This is a genomic window from Acinetobacter sp. SWAC5, assembly GCF_003419885.1.
In the GTDB taxonomy this organism is placed as follows: Bacteria; Pseudomonadota; Gammaproteobacteria; order Pseudomonadales; family Moraxellaceae; genus Acinetobacter; species Acinetobacter cumulans.
In genome coordinates, this window is record NZ_QUWR01000003.1 from 166,074 (window position 1) to 186,850 (window position 20,777).

Below are 20,777 nucleotides of genomic sequence, written 5' to 3' on the forward strand. Positions count from 1 at the left end.
TCAGGTTTTGCGTTGATGCCTTACGAAGCTATTAATAATTGCTTAGCGATCACAGGCCAAAGGTTTTGATGCGACTTTTTAAACATCAGCATGTGACCAATCATTTTATGATTATAGCTGGCTGGTTTAAGCTCAATCATATCGGTATGGGCATTTGGGTAGAGGCGGAGTAAGTCTCTTACATTGGCTTCCGTGGCAATTTCATCATCAGATGACCAAAGTACTGTAATTGGAGTATGTACTTTTGAGTGAAAGTCTTCATGAATGGTTTTGCCGACAGCATTAAGAATATAACCAGGCTTTGAACAGAATTGTGCCCATTCACGCGCAACATCTTTGGGTAAGTTTTCACCCATGCCAATTGCATTGGTTGGGCCATAGCCTAAGGTTAAACGAGCAAGTGGAAAAATACCTTTAAACATTATTGGTGCAAGTATTTTTGTGCGTCCTTTTAAGCCTTTGATATGACCACTTGAGCCAGACACCGCAACAACTTTGGCCACTTTATGATGGTTGGCATTAACTCCCATAAGCTGACCACCCGCACTATGGCCGAGTAAATAGACCTGTTGAGCATGGGTTTTATTTAACAGCACATCTATCGCGGCAGGAATATCTAATTCACCCCATTGAACAATACTGGCTGTTGAGTCCTTGAGTTGACCGTGTAGTGATTCGCCAATGCCTCTAAAATCGAATACCATGACATCAAAACCTTGTTCGCTCAACCATGTCGCAAAGCTATGATAAAACTGTTTGGTAATACCTGTAGCTGGGCAGATTAAAACTGGTAAATTTTGCTTTTCTTTGTTGGTATGTGCATAAAAACGTGCAGCCAATTGATAGCCATCTTTACATACAATAGGAAGTGCTTCAAATTCAGACATGATGAAGGTATTTATAAAAAAACAAGTCATGATTTAATTTACACGAGTTCTAAAAAGAAACTTGCTAAAAGAGTGACTTTAAAGTCAGTTGGAAGACCATAAAGTAAAATAAGGAAAATTAAATGGATCATTTATTAATATCAGTTTCAGTGCAATGCGCCATTGTATTTAGTGGGCTGTTTTTATGGGTAGGCATGCTTACTGGTGTATGGAAGTATTGGCAAATCCGTCATTCGATACAGGCTAGAGCGCACTATTATGTAGATATCGCGCATCGTAGTAGTTTGTTATATGCACCTGCGTCGCTTATTTTGGCTGTGTTGGCCTATTTTTCGCAGTTCCCTGAGTGGGTGAATTTGCTATGCGTTTGGGTTAATTTAGTTTTTTTTAGTTTCTCTATTTTAAGTTATATCTTACACGGGGTTTTACAGGACACCACAAATCAATTTAAAACGCCTCATCGTTTAGGCTCAAAATGGACTGTGCCGACTTGGTGCATGAGTTTGGCTATGTTATTGCTGGTGATAGGGGAATTGGGGGCAACTTTATTATTAATTTTAGGTACGCTTATGCGCTTTCTCAGCTGAACTTATGTGTTTAAAGGGGATGGTGGGAATGAAATATTTTAGGGAAAGATATTGTTTTTATTATTTGTATATTTTGATTGAAGATGGATGACGGAGTCATCCACCTTTCAATCTTTGAAATATTGAGAAGAAGTATTACGACGGTATTTTTGGTCTACAACAGCCCAAACAAAAAAAGCACACGAGACGATAATTGCATACATGAAATATTCTGGCTTTAAGTTGCCATGAATCATCCCTTGTATTAATAACGTCAACATGAGGGCAAAAGTTGTGCTGACAAACGTCACCATGTTCTTATTTGCCTTTAGAGCGTTAATGAAGAATTGCTTGTTGAAATGTATAGATAACATCTCCATCCCTCCTTTTTTGTTGTTGGTACTAAAACCTTAATGTTTTAGTCTGGATTTCAATTACAGTTTTACTGTGATTTTGAGTGTATTTCAAGCACTAATGTCATTATTTTGTCATATTGACATGTTAAGTCATGAAATTTGTGTATGTGGTGGAATTGTTTAAATATCCAACAGTGTTTAGCACATGCATTTAAAAAAAATAAGTACTTTAACGAAGTTGAATATTTCCAAAGACCTGCAGTTTTGCATGGTTTAAAACAGTGCAAAATAGCGGGGTTATAGCTTAATAAAGCAAAATATGGACCAGTTTTGTAGGTCTTAGATTGAATGGATTAAGAGATCGCTTAAACTTGAAATAATATTCAAAATGAAGAAAGTCAGGCAGTGTATCAAAGTTAAAAATAAATAAGTACGTGTTTTTGTTCGGCTTATGTTGTACTAAAGTGTCGTTATTCGTGGTGTTTCGTTATCAATAAGTTTGGTTTGATGCATTAGTCAGTTGGTGCATCACAGCATGAAGCATAGAAATGATGCTAGATAAGCCTGAGTCAAAGATAACATTGCAGAAGTGTATGGGAAGACGAATAAAAGCATATTTGGATAAAATATGACATTTATAGGTCATTGTTAAAATCTAATTTTGGGTAAAAATTTGATTTTATTCCATTAAAGTAAGAAAGCTTAGTTTTTTACTTTATCAATCACAAATGCAATGATAAGAACAATGACTGATGGGATTAGCCATGCAAGATTCTGTTCATTTAAAGGTAGATTTTGTAGAAAAGCAGGTAGTTGTTCTGAGAAGCCAGCAACTTTAATACCATCAACAATACCAAATAAGAATGCTACGCCAGTTACAGGAACAATAATTCGAGAAGGATTGTTGAAAAATTTACCACAGAAACTTAATAAAATAACGGCAATTGCAGGTGGGTAAATTGCACTTAATACTGGTACAGACACCGCAATTAACTTAGTTAAACCTAAGTTTGAAATGACTAATGAAAAGCCAATCAAAATTAATACAAATACTTTATATGGAATTTTAGTTAATTCTGAAAAGTATTCAGCACATGCACAAGTTAGGCCAATAGCAGTTACCATACATGCAATAAAGATCATTGCAGAAAGGAAATAAGCACCCATATCACCAAAAGCGTGTTGAACGTATGCATGCAGGATCACTGCACCATTTGTTGCATTTGGAGCGATATCATGGCTACTCATGCCTAATTTAAATAAGCTAATGTAGACGAGTGTTAGACCAATACCTGAGATAATGCTAGCAATAACGGCATATTTGGTAATCAGTTTGCTATCCGACACACCGCGTGATGTGATGGCTTTAACAATTACAATACCAAAAACTAAAGCACCTAAAGTGTCCATGGTTAAATAACCATTCACAATCCCTTCAGATACAGGGCTTGCTACATAGTTACCTACCGCAGGCGGGATGATGCCAGCTGGAATAAAGAATGCAGAAACACCTAAAACCACTAAACCTAAAATTTTAAGCGGTGAAAGGAAATAGCCCACAGTGTCCAAAATTTTATTTGGATACAAAGAAACAATGGTCACTAAAGCAAAATAAATGATGCTATAAATCATCAAAGTATTTGAAGAGTTGCCAAAGTAAGCGGAGAAACCAATTTCATAAGAAACAGTTGCAGTACGTGGTGTTGCAAATAAAGGCCCTACTGCTAAGTAACAAACAACAGTCAGTAAAATACTGGCTGCTTTACCTAGGGGAGAACTTAAAATTTGAATCGAACCATTTACACGAGATAAAGCAATAATAGTGATTACAGGTAGGCCAACGGCTGTGATTAAAAAACCAAAAGCGGCTAACCATACATGTTCACCGGCTTGCTGTGCCACAATCGGTGGAAAGATAATGTTACCAGCGCCAATAAATAGGGCAAAGGTCATAAAACCTAAGGCAACAATATCTCTAGTACGGAGATTTGTCATAAGTAAAAGGGAGATGGGCTAGCCAATAGAAGTCGGTAATTTTAAAGCAGGTAAAATTTGATTTGCAAAATATTTTATTTTATTGATGAATATTTTTTATAATATCCAATATTAATATATTGAAAGATCAAATGTTGTTTAATTTATCCGTTTGATTGCGTGAAATATATTTAAAAATAAGAGAAATTAAGCAGACTTGAATATTGTTTAAAAAAATTAATGCCCTATGTATTTTTTGTTTATAAAACAGGCAATTTTAGCGTTACTTGCTATGGATTGACAGTTCAAAACCATGTATTAAAAACAAAATGCTGTAAAAAGGTCTATACTCTATTGTATCGAATTTGAGGATGATGTAATGAAAGCTTCCAGTATCACGATTAAAACCGAGCAGGATTTAGAAAAATTACGTATTTCAGGACGTTTAGCTGCGCAAGTTTTAGCAATGATTGGGGAGCATGTGAAGCCAGGCGTAACAACAGAGTATTTAGATGACCTGTGTAACGATTTCATTGTAAATACTTTAAAGGTTATTCCTGCCAATGTTGGCTATTATGGCTATACCAAAACAACCTGTATTTCTCCAAATGAAATGGTGTGTCATGGTATTCCATCTGCTGAAACGATCTTAAAAGACGGCGATATTATTAATATTGATGTTGCGATTATTAAAGATGGCTATTTTGGTGACACCAGCCGAATGTACTATGTAGGTCAAATTAAACCTGAAGCAAAACGCTTGGTCGAAACGACATACGAAGCGATGGTTGCTGGTATTCATGCTGTTAAAGCTGGTGCAACATTGGGCGACGTAGGTTATGCCATTCAATCTGTTGCACACCGTGAAGGTTATTCTGTGGTGCGTGAGTATTGCGGTCATGGTATTGGTAAGGTTTACCATGAGCAACCAAGTGTGTTGCATTATGGTCAGCAAGGCCAAGGTGTAGTGCTTAAAACAGGTATGGTGTTTACGATTGAACCTATGATTAATGCCGGTAAAGCCAGAACCAAAGAGCTTAAAGATGGCTGGGGTGTGGTGACGGCAGATAAATCATTGTCTGCACAGTGGGAACACATGGTTGCAGTAACTGATGATGGATTTGAATTGTTGTCTCCATGGCCTGAAGGTTATGGAACATATCCAGAAATCTAAGTATCTCATAGGCTTAACAATAGTGGCAGTTATGTATAAATTTTAGACTTTGGTCTAAAATTTATACTGAAATACTACTTTAATAGATATTAGCGATAAATCTTTTTTAAAAATTAATTTAAAAACAAAGAGATCAGTTTCGTTCCAAGTCTTTTTTAGTGTTAAAAAGGATTTATTGTTGTGTGTATTTTGGTCTATTATTGTTTTAAGAAATTAGCTGTAGTTTCTGATTTCAAGCTTACCCTACACATAGGGTAAGCTTTTTTTTGCGCTGAACTTTATCAATGCTTGCTACAAAGTAAATAAAGTACCCGAGTAATTTATTCATATATAGCGATGATTAGTGTTTGCTAAGTTGAGCAACTAAATAATCAATAAATACACGCACAGCTGGTAATAAGCCTCTACGTGAAGGGTAAACTACATGAAATGTACCGTGTGGCGCTTTCCATGTAGGCAGTACTCGTACCAATGCACCCGAGTTTAAATGTGTTTTTACAACACTGTCAGGCAATAAAGCAATACCACAATCTTGTCGAGCAAGCTCGGCCAACATACTGAGATCTGAGCCTAATACTGTCGGATTAACCCGAATTTTAATTTGTTGGTTTTCTTCATTGTGGAGCACAATATTTTGATCCAAATGCTCATCGGACATACTTAAAATATGATGTTGTGATAATTCGCTTGGGTGTTTTAAGTTGCCGTGTTCATTTAAATAAGCTTGGCTGGCAAAGAGATGTTGCTCAATGGTTTCAAATTTACGTAAGACCAAGTTAGGATCATCATCTAAGTTATCTCGTACGCGTAAGGCCAAATCAAAACCTTCATTAATAATATCCACCCGACGGTTTGTCACAATCATTTGAACTTTAATTTCAGGATATTTTTTTAAAAACTTAGGCAATATGCGCGCGATTTCATTTTGTGCAATGGAAACTGGGGTACTTAACTTAATGACACCACGTGGTTCTGTACTTAAATGATCAACTAGGTCATGGGCAGCTTGTGCTGCATTCATCATGACTTGGGCATGACGATATATGTTCATGCCAATATCAGTCACTGCAAAATGCCGTGAGCTACGTTGAATCAGTCGAACCCCTAAGCGTTCTTCAAGGTTGTATACACGTCGACTGAGTTTAGATTTTAGAATATCTGTGGCACGTTCTGCTGCACTAAAACCGCCATGTTCGACCACTTGGGCAAAACAATAAAAATCATCCAAATCACTCAGCATTTATATATTTCCATTTATGCAACAATTTAGACTATTAAAAATGATCGTTGCAAAAAAAGTCAATTGCATTTTGGCAAAGTTTACAAAGAGCTTATCTCAGCTTTATTTCTTATGCTGTAAATATGTTGATTAGGTAAATAATGGATTAGGCTAAGCATCATGCGCATGTAAAAACCGCCCAATTTCAGAGGCAAATTTTAGAGGTTCACTTAAGAGCGGTGTATGCCCGGATTTTTTAAAAATGACTTGTTGCGCCTGCGGTATGGTGTTTGCAATTTGCTGTTGACCTTCGGCTGGGTAGAGCTTTGATTCGGCACCAATAAAAAAAGTCACAGGGCACGTGAGTTGTGTCAGTGCTTCTCGGTAATCTTCTTGATGCTCAAGATAATTATGTATATACCAAGACAAATAATCTAAGCGTTGTATGGGTAATACGTGTGCTTGCAAGCGTGGATATTTCAGGGCTTGCTTAATTAAAAAGGGTGCAATTTTGCTACCAGCTTGTAAATCTATAAATGCTAACCAACTATTTAATAGGTGTTGACGATCTGCACTCTTTAAATCATGCATGGCTTTGGCATCAGGGTTTGCTTTAAGCACCTGTGAGATTTGCTGTAAAATTTCGATAAACTGTGTATGTTTTTCGCCAAATAACCCAAAAGGCCAACTTTGATCAGCGCTTATTTTGGGTGTTTGATCAATATGTAAATATTGCTGAATAGAGCGGTGGAATTGACCATATTGCATGCCATGCATGGCTGTTGTTGCACCCATAGAATAGGCAATTACTTTAAACTGAGGCAGATTAAGCTGTGGAAGCAATGCTTCAATATCTCGCCAATGACTACTAATGGCATCTAAATGAGGGATTTTGCATTGTTTAGAGCCACCAAAACCACGCCAATCTGGAATAATAAATTCAAATTTCTTGTGGTGTGGATATAAAAAAGGATGCCATTGCCAACTTTGCATGCCTAAGCCTGATAATACCAACACAGGTTCACCTTGGCCATAGCGCCTTACAAACAGCTGTTCTCCATCTGGCATGTGATAATAGGGCATATTTTTTCCTTTTTATTTTATTTATCTTGGCACATTTGAATGGTACAAAGAGATCCTATAAGATTTGCTTAATATTTATCTAACTCAAATCATGTTTTTAGTAGTGGGTACACTATAGATGCCATGGCAGTCTAAGCCACTTTATTTAAACATCATGTTTTTTTTCTGTATCTGCTGTTGCATCAAAGGCCTTTAAAGCAGGAATTAAATCTTCCAGCCAACGAATCCAGCCTCGCTCTAAATCAATACCGAGCTGTAAAATCATTTTATGAATAAATAATTTACGGTCATGAGGCACTGTGTTTGGAAAATCCTTCGCAAAGATACTTTCGTATAATTTTAAATTTTCTTGATGTAACTGCAAGTGACGTTCTAATTCGGGCAACATGGTATTGCCACCAAATTGTGCTTCGGCACGTAAGCGTACCATAAGGTCTTCTCGTAATTGGCCTGGCGGGCTTTGTTTGACCATCCAGTCAGCCAACTCAGCACGACCAAGTAGTTCAACTTGATAGGTTTTTTTACGACTGTGATCATCATCTTCTAAAGTCGAGATCCAGCCTTTTTGCATCATGACATTTAATTCACGATATATCTGCTGATGGGTCGAATTCCAAAAGAATCCCATAGAACGGTCAAAGCGACGTGCCAAATTTATCCCTGTACTTGGTTTTTCAATCAGACTGGTTAGCAAAACATGAGCTAAAGACATAGTTGGGACCGCATTAAAATTTTTAACAACTTTATTATGCAACAAGTTGCATAAAAAACAAATCTCGAATATAAATATATGCAATAAGTTGCATAAACCACAGATTCGGGCAGTTAACTACATGCTCAATCTGGAGTTTAAATAAAAATAGCCAGCACAAATAAGCACGCTAAGGAGAGATTATGTCTAACTACCCACATTTATTGGCACCATTGGATTTGGGCTTTACTACATTAAAAAACCGAGTCCTCATGGGATCTATGCATGTTGGTTTGGAGGAAGCCCCAGGTGGCTATGAGCGTATGGCTGCATTTTATGCAGAACGTGCACAAGGTGGTGTTGGGTTGATTGTCACTGGTGGTATTGCACCCAATGAAGCAGGTCTAACTTTTGCTGGTGGAAATAAGCTCGATAGCAAAGAAGAAGCAGATAAACATAAAGTTGTAACTCAAGCCGTTCATGAGGCTGGTGGTAAAATTGCTTTACAAATATTACATACAGGCCGTTATTCATATCAGGCAGACAATGTTGCGCCATCGGCTATTCAAGCCCCAATCAATCCAGTAAAACCACATGCGCTTAGTTCTGCGGAAGTTAGTCAAACGATTGCGGACTTTGTAAACTGCGCGAGCCTTGCACAATATGCTGGCTATGACGGCGTAGAGATTATGGGCTCTGAGGGGTATTTGATTAACGAATTTATTGCTAAACGTACCAACCATCGTGATGATGAATGGGGTGGTAGCTATGAAAACCGTATTCGTTTTCCTTTAGAAATTGTACGCCGTACACGTGAAGCGGTTGGTGAAAACTTTATCATCATCTATCGTTTATCAATGCTGGATTTGGTTGAGGGTGGCTCGACATTTGAAGAAGTTGTGCAACTGGCTAAAGCAATCGAGCAAGCTGGCGCGACGATTATTAACACAGGCATTGGTTGGCATGAGGCTCGCATTCCTACAATTGCCACCAAAGTACCACGCGCTGCTTTTACTTGGGTCACTGAAAAATTAAAAGGCCAAGTCAAAGTCCCATTAATAACGTCTAACCGTATTAATACCCCAGAAATGGCTGAGCATGTATTGGCTTCTGGTCATGCAGATATGATTTCTATGGCACGTCCAATGTTGGCAGATGCATTTTTTGTAGAAAAAGCATCTGAGGGTCGTAGTGATGAAATCAATACCTGTATTGGTTGTAACCAAGCCTGCCTAGATCATATTTTCTCAATGAAAATTGCATCGTGTTTAGTGAATCCACGTGCATGCCATGAAACAGAATTGCTGTTTAAGTCGACTTCACAAGTGAAAAAGCTTGCCGTCGTTGGTGCAGGCCCTGCTGGTTTAAGCTTTGCAACCTATGCGGCAGAACGAGGTCATCAAGTAACCGTATTTGAGGCGGCGAATCAAATTGGTGGTCAGTTTAATATTGCTAAAACCATTCCGGGTAAAGAAGAGTTTTACGAAACACTACGTTATTTCAAACGTAAAATTGAACTCGCACCCAACATAGAATTAAAACTTAATCACAAAGCGACATTTGAAGAGCTTGAAGCAGGTGATTTTGATGACATCGTAATTGCTACGGGGGTTACACCACGTGAACTGCAGATTGATGGTATTGAGCATGCAAAAGTACTGAGTTATTTAGATGTATTAAAAGACCGTAAAGCTGTAGGACAACGCGTTGCAATTATTGGTGCAGGTGGTATTGGTTTTGATACGGCTGAATTTTTAAGTCATGAAGGGGAAAGCGGTAGCCTTAACCCAGAAAAATTTTACGATGAGTGGGGTATTGATACGACCTATGCGCATGTAGGTGGTTTAAAAGCACCGCAAGTAGAGCAACCTAAACGTGAAATTTACCTATTACAACGTAAGGCAAGTTCAGTGGGTGGCGGTCTAGGTAAAACGACCGGCTGGATTCATCGTACAGGCTTAAAGCACCGCAATGTAAAAATGATCGGTGGCGCAAGCTATGAAAAAATTGATGATCAAGGATTACATATTGTAGTCAATGATCAGCCTGCTGTACTTGATGTTGACAATGTCATTATTTGTGCAGGTCAAGAGCCTTTTACAGCAATGTATGAGCAATTAAAAACTGCAGGTAAATCTATACATTTAATTGGTGGTGCGAAAGAAGCAGGAGAGCTAGATGCTAAACGTGCAATTCGTCAAGGTGCTGACTTGGCAGCGGTGATTTAATCAACCTCATACTAAACCATGATGACTATATTCAAGTAGATGTGCAGTTGTGGGACGTCCTCTCCCTTTGGGGGAGGATTGAGGAGAGGGAAATGATTCATCAACAAAAAAAGGACACAAAAATGGCCATTGAAACAACAAAAAAATCTGTTGCACGTTGGCACGAAATGCTCGACACACGGGATATGAATATTTTAAATGAACTCTTGGCAGACGATGTAGTGTTTCGTTCACCTGTCGCGTTTAACCCATATCCGGGTAAGCCTGTGGTGACTTTTATTTTGACCAATGTGATTCAAATTTTTGAAAATTTCACTTATCACCGTGAGTTTTACTCAGAAGATGGTTTAAATGTGGTGCTTGAGTTTTCTGCCAATGTTGGCGAGAAAAAATTAAAAGGGATCGACATGATTCAGTTTAATGAACAAGGACAGATGATTGATTTTGAAGTCATGCTCCGTCCGAAAAGTGGATTGGAAGCTTTGGCTGCACAAATGGGTGAGCGCATTGCGCAATATAAGCCTTAAATCTACTGATTTTTAAATACTCATCTCAGAATAATAAAAAGCATGATGGGTATCGTCATGCTTTTTGCTTATGTGGCTTTAGTAAACAAATATTGCTAGCGAGATACGGTCTTGTAGATGCATTTTTTTAATGGGCATTGTTTGCCAAAGTGAAAAGATTGAAATGATTTGCTGTAATTCGAAGCGAGGTGAAGGTCGGGTCAATGAATAATTTAATTCATAAAGGGCGTCAGGCCCTTTTAAACTTTGTAGATCATGCAATTGGTGCAGAATTACCGCAACTTTATTATCATCCTGCAGGGCAAATGAAGCATGTGTTGCCGAAGTTAAAGCAACTACATGAAAAATATCGTCCTACGCCTTGGCTGTCGAATACCCACGCACATTTACTATATTTTGATGTCATTAAAAAGCGTCAAGTGAAGCTTAAATATGATGCCATAGAGCAGCTGACAATGGCTGATGGTGGAATCACAGCCATTGCATGGTTGGGCTTAGATTTGCCTGCAGATGTACCAACCGTGGTGCTCATGCATACGATTACGGGAACGCCTGAAAGTATGCGAGAAGTGGTGAGAGATCTTAATCTATATACTGGTTGGCGAATTGCACTGTGTTTAAGGCGCGGTCATGCCAATTTACCGATGCCTGTTGCCAAAATAAACTTATTTGGTTCAACAGATGACTTACGTGAACAGATTGCCTTTATTCAGCAGAAATTTCCAGAATCGAATTTGTTTGGCGTAGGTTCATCTGCAGGAACTGGATTATTGGTTCGCTATTTAGGCGAACAAGGGGAGGAAACACCATTTAAAGCTGCATTTGCTTTATGTCCTGGCTATGACACTGAGCTTGGCTTTAAAAATGTTCATCCTTTTTACAGTAAAATGATGACCAAGAAGCTCTTTCAGAAGTTTGTAGAACCCTATTCTGTAACATGGTCAGCAACACTCTCTTTAGTTGATGTGTTGAAAAGTAAAAATCTGGCACAGTTTGAACGTGCTTATTTTCAAATGGCAGGTTTTGCCGATTATCAAACTTACGCCAAATCCACCAATCCAATTTATGTATTTGATAATGTCAAAATCCCATTGATGATTTTGAATGCAGAAGACGATCCTGTCTGTCACATTAAGAATTTAGAACCCTATAAGGCAGTGATTGAAAATATGCCGAATGTTGTGGTGGTGACCACCAAAAAAGGCAGTCACTGTGGTTATTATGAAGGTTTAGTCGACACCCATTCGTGGGCAACCAAATTGATGGCTGATTTTTTAAAGTTATATGCGAACTAGAAACAAAATAGCCTATTGTTGATAGGCTATTTTTGTATGTTACTCAGCTTGTGCGCAACATACAGATGTTTGAGGTTTAAGCTTCATTTGAATCAATACTAAAATTAACGCTAGAGCACTCAGTGTAGCGCCCGCATAAGATACTGCAGCATAGCTTAAGTTTAGATTTAGCACTGCGGCACCTGCGACCGCACCCAATGCATTTCCAAGATTAAATGCACCAATATTCACTGAAGAAGCAAGGCCAGGGGCATCGTGAGCGACTGTCATAACACGCATTTGTAAAGGTGGCACGACTGCAAAGGCGGCTGCTCCCCAGATGATTAATGCAATCGCCGCGCCAATGGTGGTTGTAGCTAAAATTGGAAATAACAGCATCATCAGCATCAGTAAGACTAAAAAGCCAATCAAGGTCTTATCTAAGGATTGATCTGCAAACTTACCACTGAAATGGTTGCCGATTGAAAATCCGATCCCGATTAAAACCAACATGAAAGTGATAAGCTCAGGACTTGCATGGGTAAAGACTTTTAAGCTTGGTGCGATATAGGTATAGAGCGCGAACATAGCTCCAGCACTCATGACTGTGGTCAGCAGTGCTAAAACAACAGGCATGCGTGTCAATACTTTCAATTCTGCTCGTACATCAGGTCTTTTGGTCTGTTGCTGATGGGGTAGTGCTTTCCATAATGCCAACATGGTGATGATGCCCAGTAAGGTAATAGCGGCAAAAGACATACGCCAACCGATATTTTGCCCCACCCACGTTGCGAGGGGCACACCGCCAATATTGGCAATGGTCAAGCCCATAAACATCATGGCAACCGCACTGGCTTGTTTGTCTTTGGGTACAACGCTTGCTGCAACCACAGAACCTAAGCCAAAAAATGCACCATGATTTAAGCTGGTGACTAAGCGTGCAGCCATTAAACCGAGATAGTTAGGTGCAATCGTTGCCAAAATATTGCCGACCGTAAAGATTGCCATCAATAAAATAAGGGCAGTACGTTTTGGAAAACGTGCTAACCATAATGTCATTAATGGAGCACCAATCATGACACCAACGGCATAGGCACTAATCAGTAAACCTGCTTGAGGAATAGACACCGATAGATCTGTTGCAATTTCAGGCAGAAAACCCATGGGTGAAAATTCTGTTGTACCTATTGCAAAAGCACCCACGGCTAAGGCAATTAAGGGAAAATTTAATTTCATATTATATATCCCAAACTGGAGCAAGTTCAGGTGGATTCACTTCACGTGCATTTCTGTCAAGTGTTGCAATGGCTTGCATCTGTGCTGGTGTTAAATGAATGTCTTGAGCTTTTAAATTACTGATTAAATGTTCAGGTTTGGTTGATGATGGAATAACGGCATAGCCTTTTTGTAATGCCCAAGCCAGCGCAATTTGAGCTGAAGTAGTTTGGTGTTCTGCTGCAATGTTTAAAAGGATTGGATCTTGCAAAACTTTGCCATAGGCCAAAGTCATATAGGATGTGACATCTATATTGTTGGCTTGTAGATAATTAGCCAAGTTTTGATTTTGCAAATATGGACTCAGTTCAATTTGATTGGTTGCAATGTTTTCCAGCCCGATATGATCGATTGTTTGTTGAGTGAGCTCAATATTAAAATTGGATATACCAATATGCTCAGTCAATCCTTGTTTTTTCGCCTCAAGTAAATGTTCCATTAATTCAGGAATATCAACCCCCAGTGCAGGTGCTGGCCAATGAATAAGTGTGAGATTGACTGCATCAGTTCGCAATTTAATTAAACTTTCTTTTAAGCTGGGTATCAGTCTATCTGCAGCATAATTTTCAGTCCAAATTTTCGTGGTTAAGAAAATATCCGCGCTATTCACATGACTTTCATGGATTGCTTGCCCAACTTCTGCTTCATTGTTGTAAATCTGCGCCGTATCAATTGCTCGATATCCTGCATTTAGTGCATTTTTAATCGAGTCTATAACGGTTTGACCGCCTAGGCGGAATGTGCCAACACCCATTTGAGGAACAATCATCAGAAATTCTCTTTTTTTAAATTGTTGGTATTGTGCTGCCTATTTTAGTGAAGAAAAATGCATGAGTTTGGAATATATTATTGATTAAAAATCACGAATTCGAATATGCAATGAAATCAACTATTGAGGAGCTACAGGTTTTTACTGTTATTGTGGATAGTGGCTCTATTGTGAAAGCAGCAGAAAGGCTGGATCAAACAGCATCTGGCATAAGCCGTGCATTACAGCGTTTGGAATCTAAATTAAATGTAACACTGTTGGAACGAACAACCCGCAAAATTAAACTGACGCAAGAAGGGCAATTATTTTTAGCTAAAACCCGACGAATACTGAATGATTTGACCGAGGCGGAAGATTCCCTGCTGAAATTAGATGCCGACACTTCTGGTCTTGTACGAGTCGATTCAGCGATTTCTTTTATTCTGCATGTCATTGTGCCTTTAATTCCTGAATTTAATGCACGTTATCCGCATATACAGATTGAATTGGTGAATCATGATCAAGTGATTGACTTATTAGAGCATAAAGCGGATGTCGCGATTCGCTTTGGTAAATTAAACGACTCAAGTTTGCATGCAAAATTTATATATAAGAGTCGATTGTGTTTGGTGGCGAGTCCTGACTATCTTCAGCAGCATGGGCATCCGAAAAATGCGGAGGAGCTTTTAGCACATGCTTTACTTGGATTTAGTCAAATTACACACATGAATACGTGGCCGATCCAAGTCGGTGGAAAACCACTGACGATACGACCAAATATCAAGGCATCAAACGGTGAAACGATACGCGAGCTTGCAATTCATGGCATGGGTATCGCCTGTCTTTCGATTTTTATGTTAGAAAAAGATATTGCTGAAGGGCGCTTGGTACAACTTTTAGATGATCAAATCGAACCGCATGAACAGCTGATTCATGCCGTATATTATCAACAAGAGCATTTACCCAAACGTGTTCGTTTATTTATTGAGTATTTAGCTGAAAAACTACAAGAGCGATTGTGAGCAAAAGTAAGTCATTTGCTACAGATATATATTTATGTACAAGCAATAAAAAGCCCAGTCAAAACTGGGCTTTTTATTGAATTGTTTAGAGAATAAACAATTAGTTGTCTAAAGCTGGAGTTGCAGCGGCAATTGCAGCAGCGACAGCATCATCTTCAGATTGGCTTGCACTTGTGTTTTTAGGTGTAACAGCTTGTGTTGGCTTGTCTTCTGCACGTGGCGCTTCAGCTTTTTGAACTGGAGCTGGCGCTGGTTTTGGCGCCTCAGCAGCTGGTGCTACTTCACGACGAACTTCAGTAACGGTGTTAGGCGTTTCTTCACGAATAACTTCAGTATGTGGAGGCGTTGGTGGAATTTCTTGTTCGTCAGTTGCGTCTAACTTTTGAAATTCTGCTGGCGCTGCTTCAGATGCTGCAGTTTCAACGTGTTCTTGCTCATCTTCCTTTGGTGCTTCTTTTTTCACACATGCAGTTAAGAGTAGGCCAGCTGCAAGTGCACCACAGATCAAAAATTTTTTATTCATAATGCAAAAAATAGGGTGTGAAAGGGATGTTGTCATTATAACAGCAATTCACAAGATAGAAATCCTATGAACTTACACTAATTTTTTATCGGAAATGCTGATACAATAGCCAATTGTTTATTGTTCTAATAATTGATGCGGATTGACTTTGCTTTATAGGTACAGAGTAAAGTAAAATTGCGCAACATTGCAGGCCGATTTAGGCTCGATTGTACGAGAAACCCAATGACCCATTTTATTTTCGTTACTGGTGGTGTAGTTTCATCACTAGGTAAAGGTATTTCAGCTGCTTCTGTTGCTGCACTTTTAGAAGCTCGTGGTTTAAAAGTGACCATGGTAAAAATGGATCCATACATTAATGTCGATCCAGGGACAATGAGCCCATTCCAACATGGTGAAGTTTTCGTAACTGAAGACGGTGCTGAAACTGACTTAGACTTGGGTTACTACGAACGTTTCCTACGTCGTGCGAAAATGACCAAACTGAATAACTTCACTTCAGGTCGTGTTTACCAAGATGTTCTTAACAAAGAACGCCGTGGTGATTACCTAGGTGGTACAGTTCAAGTTATTCCACACATTACTGATAATATTAAAGAACGTGTACTTCGCGCAGGCGAAGGCTATGACGTTGCGATCGTTGAGATCGGCGGTACAGTAGGTGACATCGAATCTCTCCCATTCATGGAATCTGTACGTCAGTTAATGGTTGAGCTTGGTCATAAACGCACGATGCTTATGCACTTAACGTTACTCCCATACATTAAGTCAGCAGCAGAGTTAAAGACTAAACCGACACAACACTCTGTAAAAGAGTTGTTATCAATTGGTATTCAACCAGACATCTTAATTTGTCGTACTGAACACGATGTTGATGCAGATACAACACGCAAAATTGCACTGTTCACAAACGTAGAAGCACGTGCAGTTGTTGTATGTAAAGATGCACGCAGCATTTACCAAATTCCACGTACGTTCTATGAACAAAATGTTGATGATTTAATCTGTGAACGTTTTGGTTATAACGATCTTCCTGAAGCTGACTTAACAGATTGGGACAATGTGGTAGAAGCATTGCTTAACCCAGAATACACAGTACGTGTTGCTATGGTTGGTAAGTATGTTGAACTTCCAGATGCGTATAAATCTGTAAACGAAGCACTTTTACATGCGGGTATTCAAAACCGTGTGAAAGTTCAGATTGATTATGTCAATGCTGAAGAGCTTGAAAGCCAAGATGTCGCAGAAGTATTAAAAGATGCTGATGCAATCTTAGTGCCAGGTGGTTTTGGTGAGCGCGGTACTGAAGGTAAAATGCAAGCGATTAAATTCGCTCGTGAAAATGGCGTGCCATTCCTAGGTATTTGTTTGGGTATGCAGTTGGCTGTAATCGAATATGCGCGCAATGTTGCGGGTATTCCAGATGCAACTTCAACTGAATTTAACCGTTCTACTAAATCACCATTAATTGGCTTGATTACAGAATGGTTAGACGAACGTGGTGAAGTACAACAGCGTAATGCTGATTCTGATCTTGGTGGCACAATGCGTCTTGGTGCTCAAAAATCAGAGTTAGTTGCAGGTACTAAAACAGCTCAAGTGTATGGTTCTGAAGAAATCATCGAACGTCACCGTCACCGTTATGAAATGAACAACCGTTATATCCCAGTGCTTGAAGAAAAAGGCATGAAGATTTCTGGTTATTCACCAGTACAACGTTTAGTAGAAACTGTTGAAATTCCTGCACATCCTTGGTTTGTTGCGGTACAATTCCACCCAGAATTTACCAGCTCACCACGTGATGGTCACCCATTATTTGCTGGCTTTATTGATGCTGCTAAAAAACAGTATCAAAAAACCAAGTAATGGCATTGTAGGACTAAACTAGGAAGTTTAAATGTCACAATTAAAACCACAAGAAATTGTACGTTTAGGCGATATACAAATGGCAAATCATTTGCCATTTGTACTATTCGGCGGCATGAACGTACTTGAGTCAAAAGACCTTGCTTTTGAAATTGCTGAAACATACGTAGATATCTGTAAGCGTTTAGATATTCCATACGTATTTAAGGCAAGTTTTGATAAAGCAAACCGTTCAAGCTTAAATTCTTTCCGTGGCCCAGGCCTAGAGAAAGGCATCGAGTGGTTGGCTGACATTAAAAAACATTTCAATGTGCCTATCATCACTGATGTGCATGAGCCATACCAAGCAGCACCTGTTGCAGAGGTTGCAGACATTATCCAATTGCCGGCTTTCTTAAGCCGTCAAACGGATCTTGTTGAAGCAATGGCAAAAACAGATGCCATTATCAACATCAAAAAAGCTCAATTCCTTGCACCACATGAAATGCGTCATATCATGAATAAGTGCTTGGAAGCAGGTAACGATAAACTGATTCTATGTGAGCGCGGTTCTGCATTTGGCTACAACAACCTAGTTGTAGATATGCTGGGCTTTGACACGATGAAGCAGATGAACGTTCCAGTGTTCTTTGATGTAACACATGCGTTGCAAACGCCGGGTGGACGTGAATATTCTGCAGGCGGACGTCGCGCGCAGATTACGACCCTAGCACGTGCGGGTATGGCAACAGGATTGGCAGGCTTGTTCTTAGAAGGTCACCCAGATCCTGATAAAGCCAAATGTGATGGTCCGTGCGCATTGCGTATGTCTCAACTTGAGCCATTCTTAGCACAGTTAAAAGAGCTCGATACCTTGGTAAAAGGTTTTCAGAAGCTTGATACACACTAATAATTTTCAACATTGATGCGTCATTAATTGGCGCATCGTTTTATTAATCAACTGAGGAATTGTTCATGAGTCAAATCGTTGACATTCGTGCACGTGAAATCTTGGACTCTCGTGGTAACCCAACCATCGAAGCAGACGTTATCTTAGCATCTGGCGTAGTTGGCCGTGCATGTGCACCATCTGGTGCTTCAACTGGTTCTCGTGAAGCTTTAGAACTTCGTGACGGCGACAAAGCTCGTTACTTAGGTAAAGGCGTTAAAACTGCGGTTAACAACGTTAACACAGTAATTCGTGATGCATTGTTGGGTAAATCAGTATTCGAACAAAAAGACATTGATAACACAATGATCGCGCTTGACGGTACTGAAAACAAAGAAAAATTAGGCGCTAACGCAACTTTGGCAGTTTCTCTTGCTGCTGCGCGTGCTGCTGCTGACGAAAAGAAAATCCCACTTTTCCAATACATCGCAGACCTTCGTAATAACAGCATTTTAACAATGCCTGTTCCAATGATGAACATCCTAAACGGTGGTTCACATGCAGACAACAACGTAGACATTCAAGAATTTATGATTGAGCCAGTAGGCTTCACTTCATTCTCTGAAGCTTTACGTGCTGGTGCAGAAATTTTCCATTCTTTAAAATCAGTTTTAAAGAAACAAGGTTTAAATACTGCAGTAGGTGATGAAGGCGGTTTCGCACCTAACCTTCGTTCTAACGAAGAAGCAATTACAGTTATTCTAGAAGCGATTGAAAAAACTGGCTACAAAGCTGGTTCTGACATTATGCTTGCGCTTGACTGTGCATCTTCAGAATTCTACAAAGATGGTCAATACATCCTTGCAGGTGAAGGCAATAAAGCATTCACAAGCAACCAATTTGCTGACTACCTTGCAGGTTTTGCTAAACAATACCCAATCATCTCAATTGAAGATGGTTTGGACGAGTCTGATTGGGAAGGTTGGTCTTACCTAACTTCGATCCTTGGCGACAAAATCCAATTGGTTGGTGATGACTTGTTTGTTACGAATCCTAAGATTCTTCAACGTGGTATCAACGAAAAAGTTGGTAACTCAATTCTGATCAAGTACAACCAAATCGGTACATTGACTGAAACTTTAGATGCGATCTATCTTGCAAAAGCAAATGGTTACTCTACTGTAATTTCACACCGTTCTGGTGAAACTGAAGATTCTACAATTGCGGATCTTGCAGTTGGTACAGCAGCGGGCCAAATCAAAACTGGTTCACTTTGCCGTTCTGACCGTGTAGCAAAATATAACCAATTACTTCGTATTGAAGAATTGACTAAAGCTGCATATCGCGGTAAAGCTGAGTTCAAAGGTTTGAACTAAGCGCTCATGCTCTCTATGTTAAATGTATTCGACTCCAAAGCGAGTAAAGTACTATTGGGCCTTGCGATCATTTTGATCGCAGGGTTTCAGTATTTATACTGGTTTGGTGAAGGTGGTTATAAAGACCATCAAGAACTCACCCAAAAAATTCAGCAACAAGTTGAGCTGAATGATGAACTCAAAGAACGCAATCGTGTTTTGGCTGCAGAAGTCTTCGATTTAAAAAATGGTGTTGAAGCCATTGAAGAGCATGCACGCTTAGACTTGGGCTTGGTTAAGCCACACGAAACATTTGTTCAAATGAGTACAATTAGTACTCAATATAAACCGATTTATATCGATCCAAATGAAAAAGTAGATTTACGTACCAATGAATCAGACGTCGCTGAGCTCCCGCCTACAGAACCTTAAGTTGTGGGCCGTTATACCTGCTGCGGGTTCGGGTAGTCGATTTTCTAAAACAGAATTAAAGCAATACCAAGTTATTCAAAATCAAACCGTATTAGAACATACTGTTCAGCGTTTAAATCAACTGCCTTTACAAGGTTATGTGCTGGCTGTAGGTGAGCAAGATGATTTTGTGCAGACACTTTCTTTTTCGCATGCCGAGCGCGCACACTTTTGTTTGGGTGGTGCTGAGCGAGTAAACTCGGTACTGAATGCCTTACAATATTTATCTACAATTGCCTCAGATGAAGACTGGGTGTTTGTACATGATGCAGCGCGTCCGTGTGTATCTGCTGCATGTTTGGAAAAATTAGTGACAACTGCAATTGAGCAAAACAGTAGTGCAATTTTAGCTGTGCCTGTGCGTGATACACTCAAACATGTTGAGCAGGGCGTGCAGATTAATAAAACAGTTGATCGTACAAATTTGTGGCAAGCCCAAACACCGCAAATTGCGCCATTGGGGTTACTAAAAAAAGCCATTGAGCAGGCATTGCAAGATCATGTGCAAATTACAGATGAAGCCAGTGCGCTTGAATATGTTGGTGTGGCAGTGCAAGTTGTACAGGGCCGTGCGGATAACATTAAAATTACCTATCCAGATGATTTAGAGTTGGCGAAGTTAATTTTGGCTTCACAGTCAGCGCTGAATACTTAATATCTTAAAATTATT

General features: G+C 39.4%; 20 protein-coding genes. 11 read left to right on the top strand and 9 right to left on the bottom strand.

Annotated elements, in window-relative coordinates; translation table 11 throughout:
- Positions 1-20: 20 nt before the first annotated feature.
- The gene (locus DYI81_RS03625) at positions 21-887 is read right to left on the bottom strand and encodes an alpha/beta fold hydrolase (protein ID WP_106985031.1); all 867 of its coding nucleotides are present in this window, start codon (positions 885-887) and stop codon (positions 21-23) included.
- Between the two features lie 122 nt (positions 888-1,009).
- Between DYI81_RS03625 and DYI81_RS03630 the strand changes: the two genes are divergently transcribed.
- Positions 1,010-1,474 (top strand): hypothetical protein, encoded by a 465-nt coding sequence (locus DYI81_RS03630; protein WP_106984994.1) that lies wholly within the window; start codon positions 1,010-1,012, stop codon positions 1,472-1,474.
- 107 nt (positions 1,475-1,581) lie between these two features.
- On the opposite strand, the gene DYI81_RS03635 is transcribed toward DYI81_RS03630, so the two are convergent.
- Positions 1,582-1,827 carry a hypothetical protein gene (locus tag DYI81_RS03635; RefSeq protein WP_106984995.1) on the bottom strand — a complete coding sequence of 82 codons (246 nt, stop codon included), beginning with the start codon at positions 1,825-1,827 and terminating at the stop codon, positions 1,582-1,584.
- Positions 1,828-2,511: 684 nt separating this feature from the next.
- The gene (gene brnQ / locus DYI81_RS03640; RefSeq protein WP_117006739.1) at positions 2,512-3,804 is read right to left on the bottom strand and encodes a branched-chain amino acid transport system II carrier protein; all 1,293 of its coding nucleotides are present in this window, start codon (positions 3,802-3,804) and stop codon (positions 2,512-2,514) included.
- A 358-nt stretch (positions 3,805-4,162) separates the two neighbouring features.
- Between brnQ and map the strand changes: the two genes are divergently transcribed.
- The gene (gene map, locus DYI81_RS03645; RefSeq protein WP_106984997.1) at positions 4,163-4,957 is read left to right on the top strand and encodes a type I methionyl aminopeptidase; all 795 of its coding nucleotides are present in this window, start codon (positions 4,163-4,165) and stop codon (positions 4,955-4,957) included.
- Positions 4,958-5,297: 340 nt separating this feature from the next.
- Here the strand turns inward: map and DYI81_RS03650 are convergent, their stop codons facing one another.
- The 3 genes from DYI81_RS03650 to DYI81_RS03660 all read right to left on the bottom strand — a co-directional run bounded on the left by DYI81_RS03650 (position 5,298) and on the right by DYI81_RS03660 (position 7,971).
- On the bottom strand, positions 5,298-6,197 hold the full coding sequence (locus tag DYI81_RS03650; RefSeq protein ID WP_117006740.1) for a LysR substrate-binding domain-containing protein: 900 nt from the start codon (positions 6,195-6,197) through the stop codon (positions 5,298-5,300).
- Between the two features lie 150 nt (positions 6,198-6,347).
- The gene (locus DYI81_RS03655) at positions 6,348-7,259 is read right to left on the bottom strand and encodes an alpha/beta hydrolase (protein ID WP_117006741.1); all 912 of its coding nucleotides are present in this window, start codon (positions 7,257-7,259) and stop codon (positions 6,348-6,350) included.
- Positions 7,260-7,404: 145 nt separating this feature from the next.
- Positions 7,405-7,971, bottom strand: coding sequence for a PadR family transcriptional regulator (locus DYI81_RS03660; RefSeq protein ID WP_106985000.1), 567 nt, complete (start codon positions 7,969-7,971; stop codon positions 7,405-7,407).
- 182 nt (positions 7,972-8,153) lie between these two features.
- Here DYI81_RS03660 and DYI81_RS03665 point away from each other — a divergent pair, with 182 nt between their 5' ends.
- From DYI81_RS03665 to DYI81_RS03675, 3 genes are all read left to right on the top strand, one after another.
- Positions 8,154-10,178: an NADPH-dependent 2,4-dienoyl-CoA reductase gene (locus DYI81_RS03665; protein ID WP_117006742.1), complete on the top strand. Its 2,025-nt coding sequence runs from the start codon at positions 8,154-8,156 to the stop codon at positions 10,176-10,178.
- Positions 10,179-10,300: 122 nt separating this feature from the next.
- Complete coding sequence (locus DYI81_RS03670; protein WP_117006765.1) at positions 10,301-10,705, top strand: nuclear transport factor 2 family protein; 405 nt, start codon at positions 10,301-10,303, stop codon at positions 10,703-10,705.
- Positions 10,706-10,908: 203 nt separating this feature from the next.
- On the top strand, positions 10,909-12,000 hold the full coding sequence (locus DYI81_RS03675; protein WP_117006743.1) for an alpha/beta fold hydrolase: 1,092 nt from the start codon (positions 10,909-10,911) through the stop codon (positions 11,998-12,000).
- A 39-nt stretch (positions 12,001-12,039) separates the two neighbouring features.
- On the opposite strand, the gene DYI81_RS03680 is transcribed toward DYI81_RS03675, so the two are convergent.
- On the bottom strand, positions 12,040-13,215 hold the full coding sequence (locus DYI81_RS03680) for an MFS transporter (protein WP_117006744.1): 1,176 nt from the start codon (positions 13,213-13,215) through the stop codon (positions 12,040-12,042).
- Position 13,216: 1 nt separating this feature from the next.
- Entirely contained in the window at positions 13,217-14,023 is an 807-nt protein-coding gene (dkgB, locus tag DYI81_RS03685) for a 2,5-didehydrogluconate reductase DkgB (protein WP_205669737.1), read from the bottom strand.
- 110 nt (positions 14,024-14,133) lie between these two features.
- Between dkgB and DYI81_RS03690 the strand changes: the two genes are divergently transcribed.
- The gene (locus DYI81_RS03690) at positions 14,134-15,024 is read left to right on the top strand and encodes a LysR family transcriptional regulator (RefSeq protein ID WP_117006766.1); all 891 of its coding nucleotides are present in this window, start codon (positions 14,134-14,136) and stop codon (positions 15,022-15,024) included.
- Positions 15,025-15,124: 100 nt separating this feature from the next.
- On the opposite strand, the gene DYI81_RS03695 is transcribed toward DYI81_RS03690, so the two are convergent.
- The gene (locus tag DYI81_RS03695; protein WP_117006746.1) at positions 15,125-15,547 is read right to left on the bottom strand and encodes an internalin; all 423 of its coding nucleotides are present in this window, start codon (positions 15,545-15,547) and stop codon (positions 15,125-15,127) included.
- 225 nt (positions 15,548-15,772) lie between these two features.
- Here DYI81_RS03695 and DYI81_RS03700 point away from each other — a divergent pair, with 225 nt between their 5' ends.
- From DYI81_RS03700 to ispD, 5 genes are all read left to right on the top strand, one after another.
- Positions 15,773-17,413 (top strand): CTP synthase, encoded by a 1,641-nt coding sequence (locus tag DYI81_RS03700; RefSeq protein WP_106985007.1) that lies wholly within the window; start codon positions 15,773-15,775, stop codon positions 17,411-17,413.
- A gap of 31 nt (positions 17,414-17,444) precedes the next feature.
- A complete protein-coding gene (gene kdsA / locus DYI81_RS03705; RefSeq protein WP_117006747.1) occupies positions 17,445-18,302 on the top strand; it encodes a 3-deoxy-8-phosphooctulonate synthase in 858 nt (285 codons plus the stop codon).
- A gap of 65 nt (positions 18,303-18,367) precedes the next feature.
- A complete protein-coding gene (eno, locus tag DYI81_RS03710) occupies positions 18,368-19,657 on the top strand; it encodes a phosphopyruvate hydratase (protein ID WP_106985009.1) in 1,290 nt (429 codons plus the stop codon).
- A gap of 15 nt (positions 19,658-19,672) precedes the next feature.
- On the top strand, positions 19,673-20,068 hold the full coding sequence (locus DYI81_RS03715; RefSeq protein WP_106985010.1) for a septum formation initiator family protein: 396 nt from the start codon (positions 19,673-19,675) through the stop codon (positions 20,066-20,068).
- Entirely contained in the window at positions 20,028-20,762 is a 735-nt protein-coding gene (ispD, locus tag DYI81_RS03720) for a 2-C-methyl-D-erythritol 4-phosphate cytidylyltransferase (RefSeq protein WP_106985011.1), read from the top strand. The genes DYI81_RS03715 and ispD overlap by 41 nt, the downstream gene beginning before the upstream one ends.
- Positions 20,763-20,777: the final 15 nt, after the last annotated feature.

Coding starts and splice junctions, on each gene's coding strand:
- DYI81_RS03625 (WP_106985031.1), bottom strand. CDS start 887: ATGTCTGAATTTGAAGCACTTCCTATTGTATGTAAAGATGGCTATCAA.
- DYI81_RS03630 (WP_106984994.1), top strand. CDS start 1,010: ATGGATCATTTATTAATATCAGTTTCAGTGCAATGCGCCATTGTATTT.
- DYI81_RS03635 (WP_106984995.1), bottom strand. CDS start 1,827: ATGTTATCTATACATTTCAACAAGCAATTCTTCATTAACGCTCTAAAG.
- brnQ (WP_117006739.1), bottom strand. CDS start 3,804: ATGACAAATCTCCGTACTAGAGATATTGTTGCCTTAGGTTTTATGACC.
- map (WP_106984997.1), top strand. CDS start 4,163: ATGAAAGCTTCCAGTATCACGATTAAAACCGAGCAGGATTTAGAAAAA.
- DYI81_RS03650 (WP_117006740.1), bottom strand. CDS start 6,197: ATGCTGAGTGATTTGGATGATTTTTATTGTTTTGCCCAAGTGGTCGAA.
- DYI81_RS03655 (WP_117006741.1), bottom strand. CDS start 7,259: ATGCCCTATTATCACATGCCAGATGGAGAACAGCTGTTTGTAAGGCGC.
- DYI81_RS03660 (WP_106985000.1), bottom strand. CDS start 7,971: ATGTCTTTAGCTCATGTTTTGCTAACCAGTCTGATTGAAAAACCAAGT.
- DYI81_RS03665 (WP_117006742.1), top strand. CDS start 8,154: ATGTCTAACTACCCACATTTATTGGCACCATTGGATTTGGGCTTTACT.
- DYI81_RS03670 (WP_117006765.1), top strand. CDS start 10,301: ATGGCCATTGAAACAACAAAAAAATCTGTTGCACGTTGGCACGAAATG.
- DYI81_RS03675 (WP_117006743.1), top strand. CDS start 10,909: ATGAATAATTTAATTCATAAAGGGCGTCAGGCCCTTTTAAACTTTGTA.
- DYI81_RS03680 (WP_117006744.1), bottom strand. CDS start 13,215: ATGAAATTAAATTTTCCCTTAATTGCCTTAGCCGTGGGTGCTTTTGCA.
- dkgB (WP_205669737.1), bottom strand. CDS start 14,023: ATGATTGTTCCTCAAATGGGTGTTGGCACATTCCGCCTAGGCGGTCAA.
- DYI81_RS03690 (WP_117006766.1), top strand. CDS start 14,134: ATGAAATCAACTATTGAGGAGCTACAGGTTTTTACTGTTATTGTGGAT.
- DYI81_RS03695 (WP_117006746.1), bottom strand. CDS start 15,547: ATGAATAAAAAATTTTTGATCTGTGGTGCACTTGCAGCTGGCCTACTC.
- DYI81_RS03700 (WP_106985007.1), top strand. CDS start 15,773: ATGACCCATTTTATTTTCGTTACTGGTGGTGTAGTTTCATCACTAGGT.
- kdsA (WP_117006747.1), top strand. CDS start 17,445: ATGTCACAATTAAAACCACAAGAAATTGTACGTTTAGGCGATATACAA.
- eno (WP_106985009.1), top strand. CDS start 18,368: ATGAGTCAAATCGTTGACATTCGTGCACGTGAAATCTTGGACTCTCGT.
- DYI81_RS03715 (WP_106985010.1), top strand. CDS start 19,673: ATGTTAAATGTATTCGACTCCAAAGCGAGTAAAGTACTATTGGGCCTT.
- ispD (WP_106985011.1), top strand. CDS start 20,028: ATGAATCAGACGTCGCTGAGCTCCCGCCTACAGAACCTTAAGTTGTGG.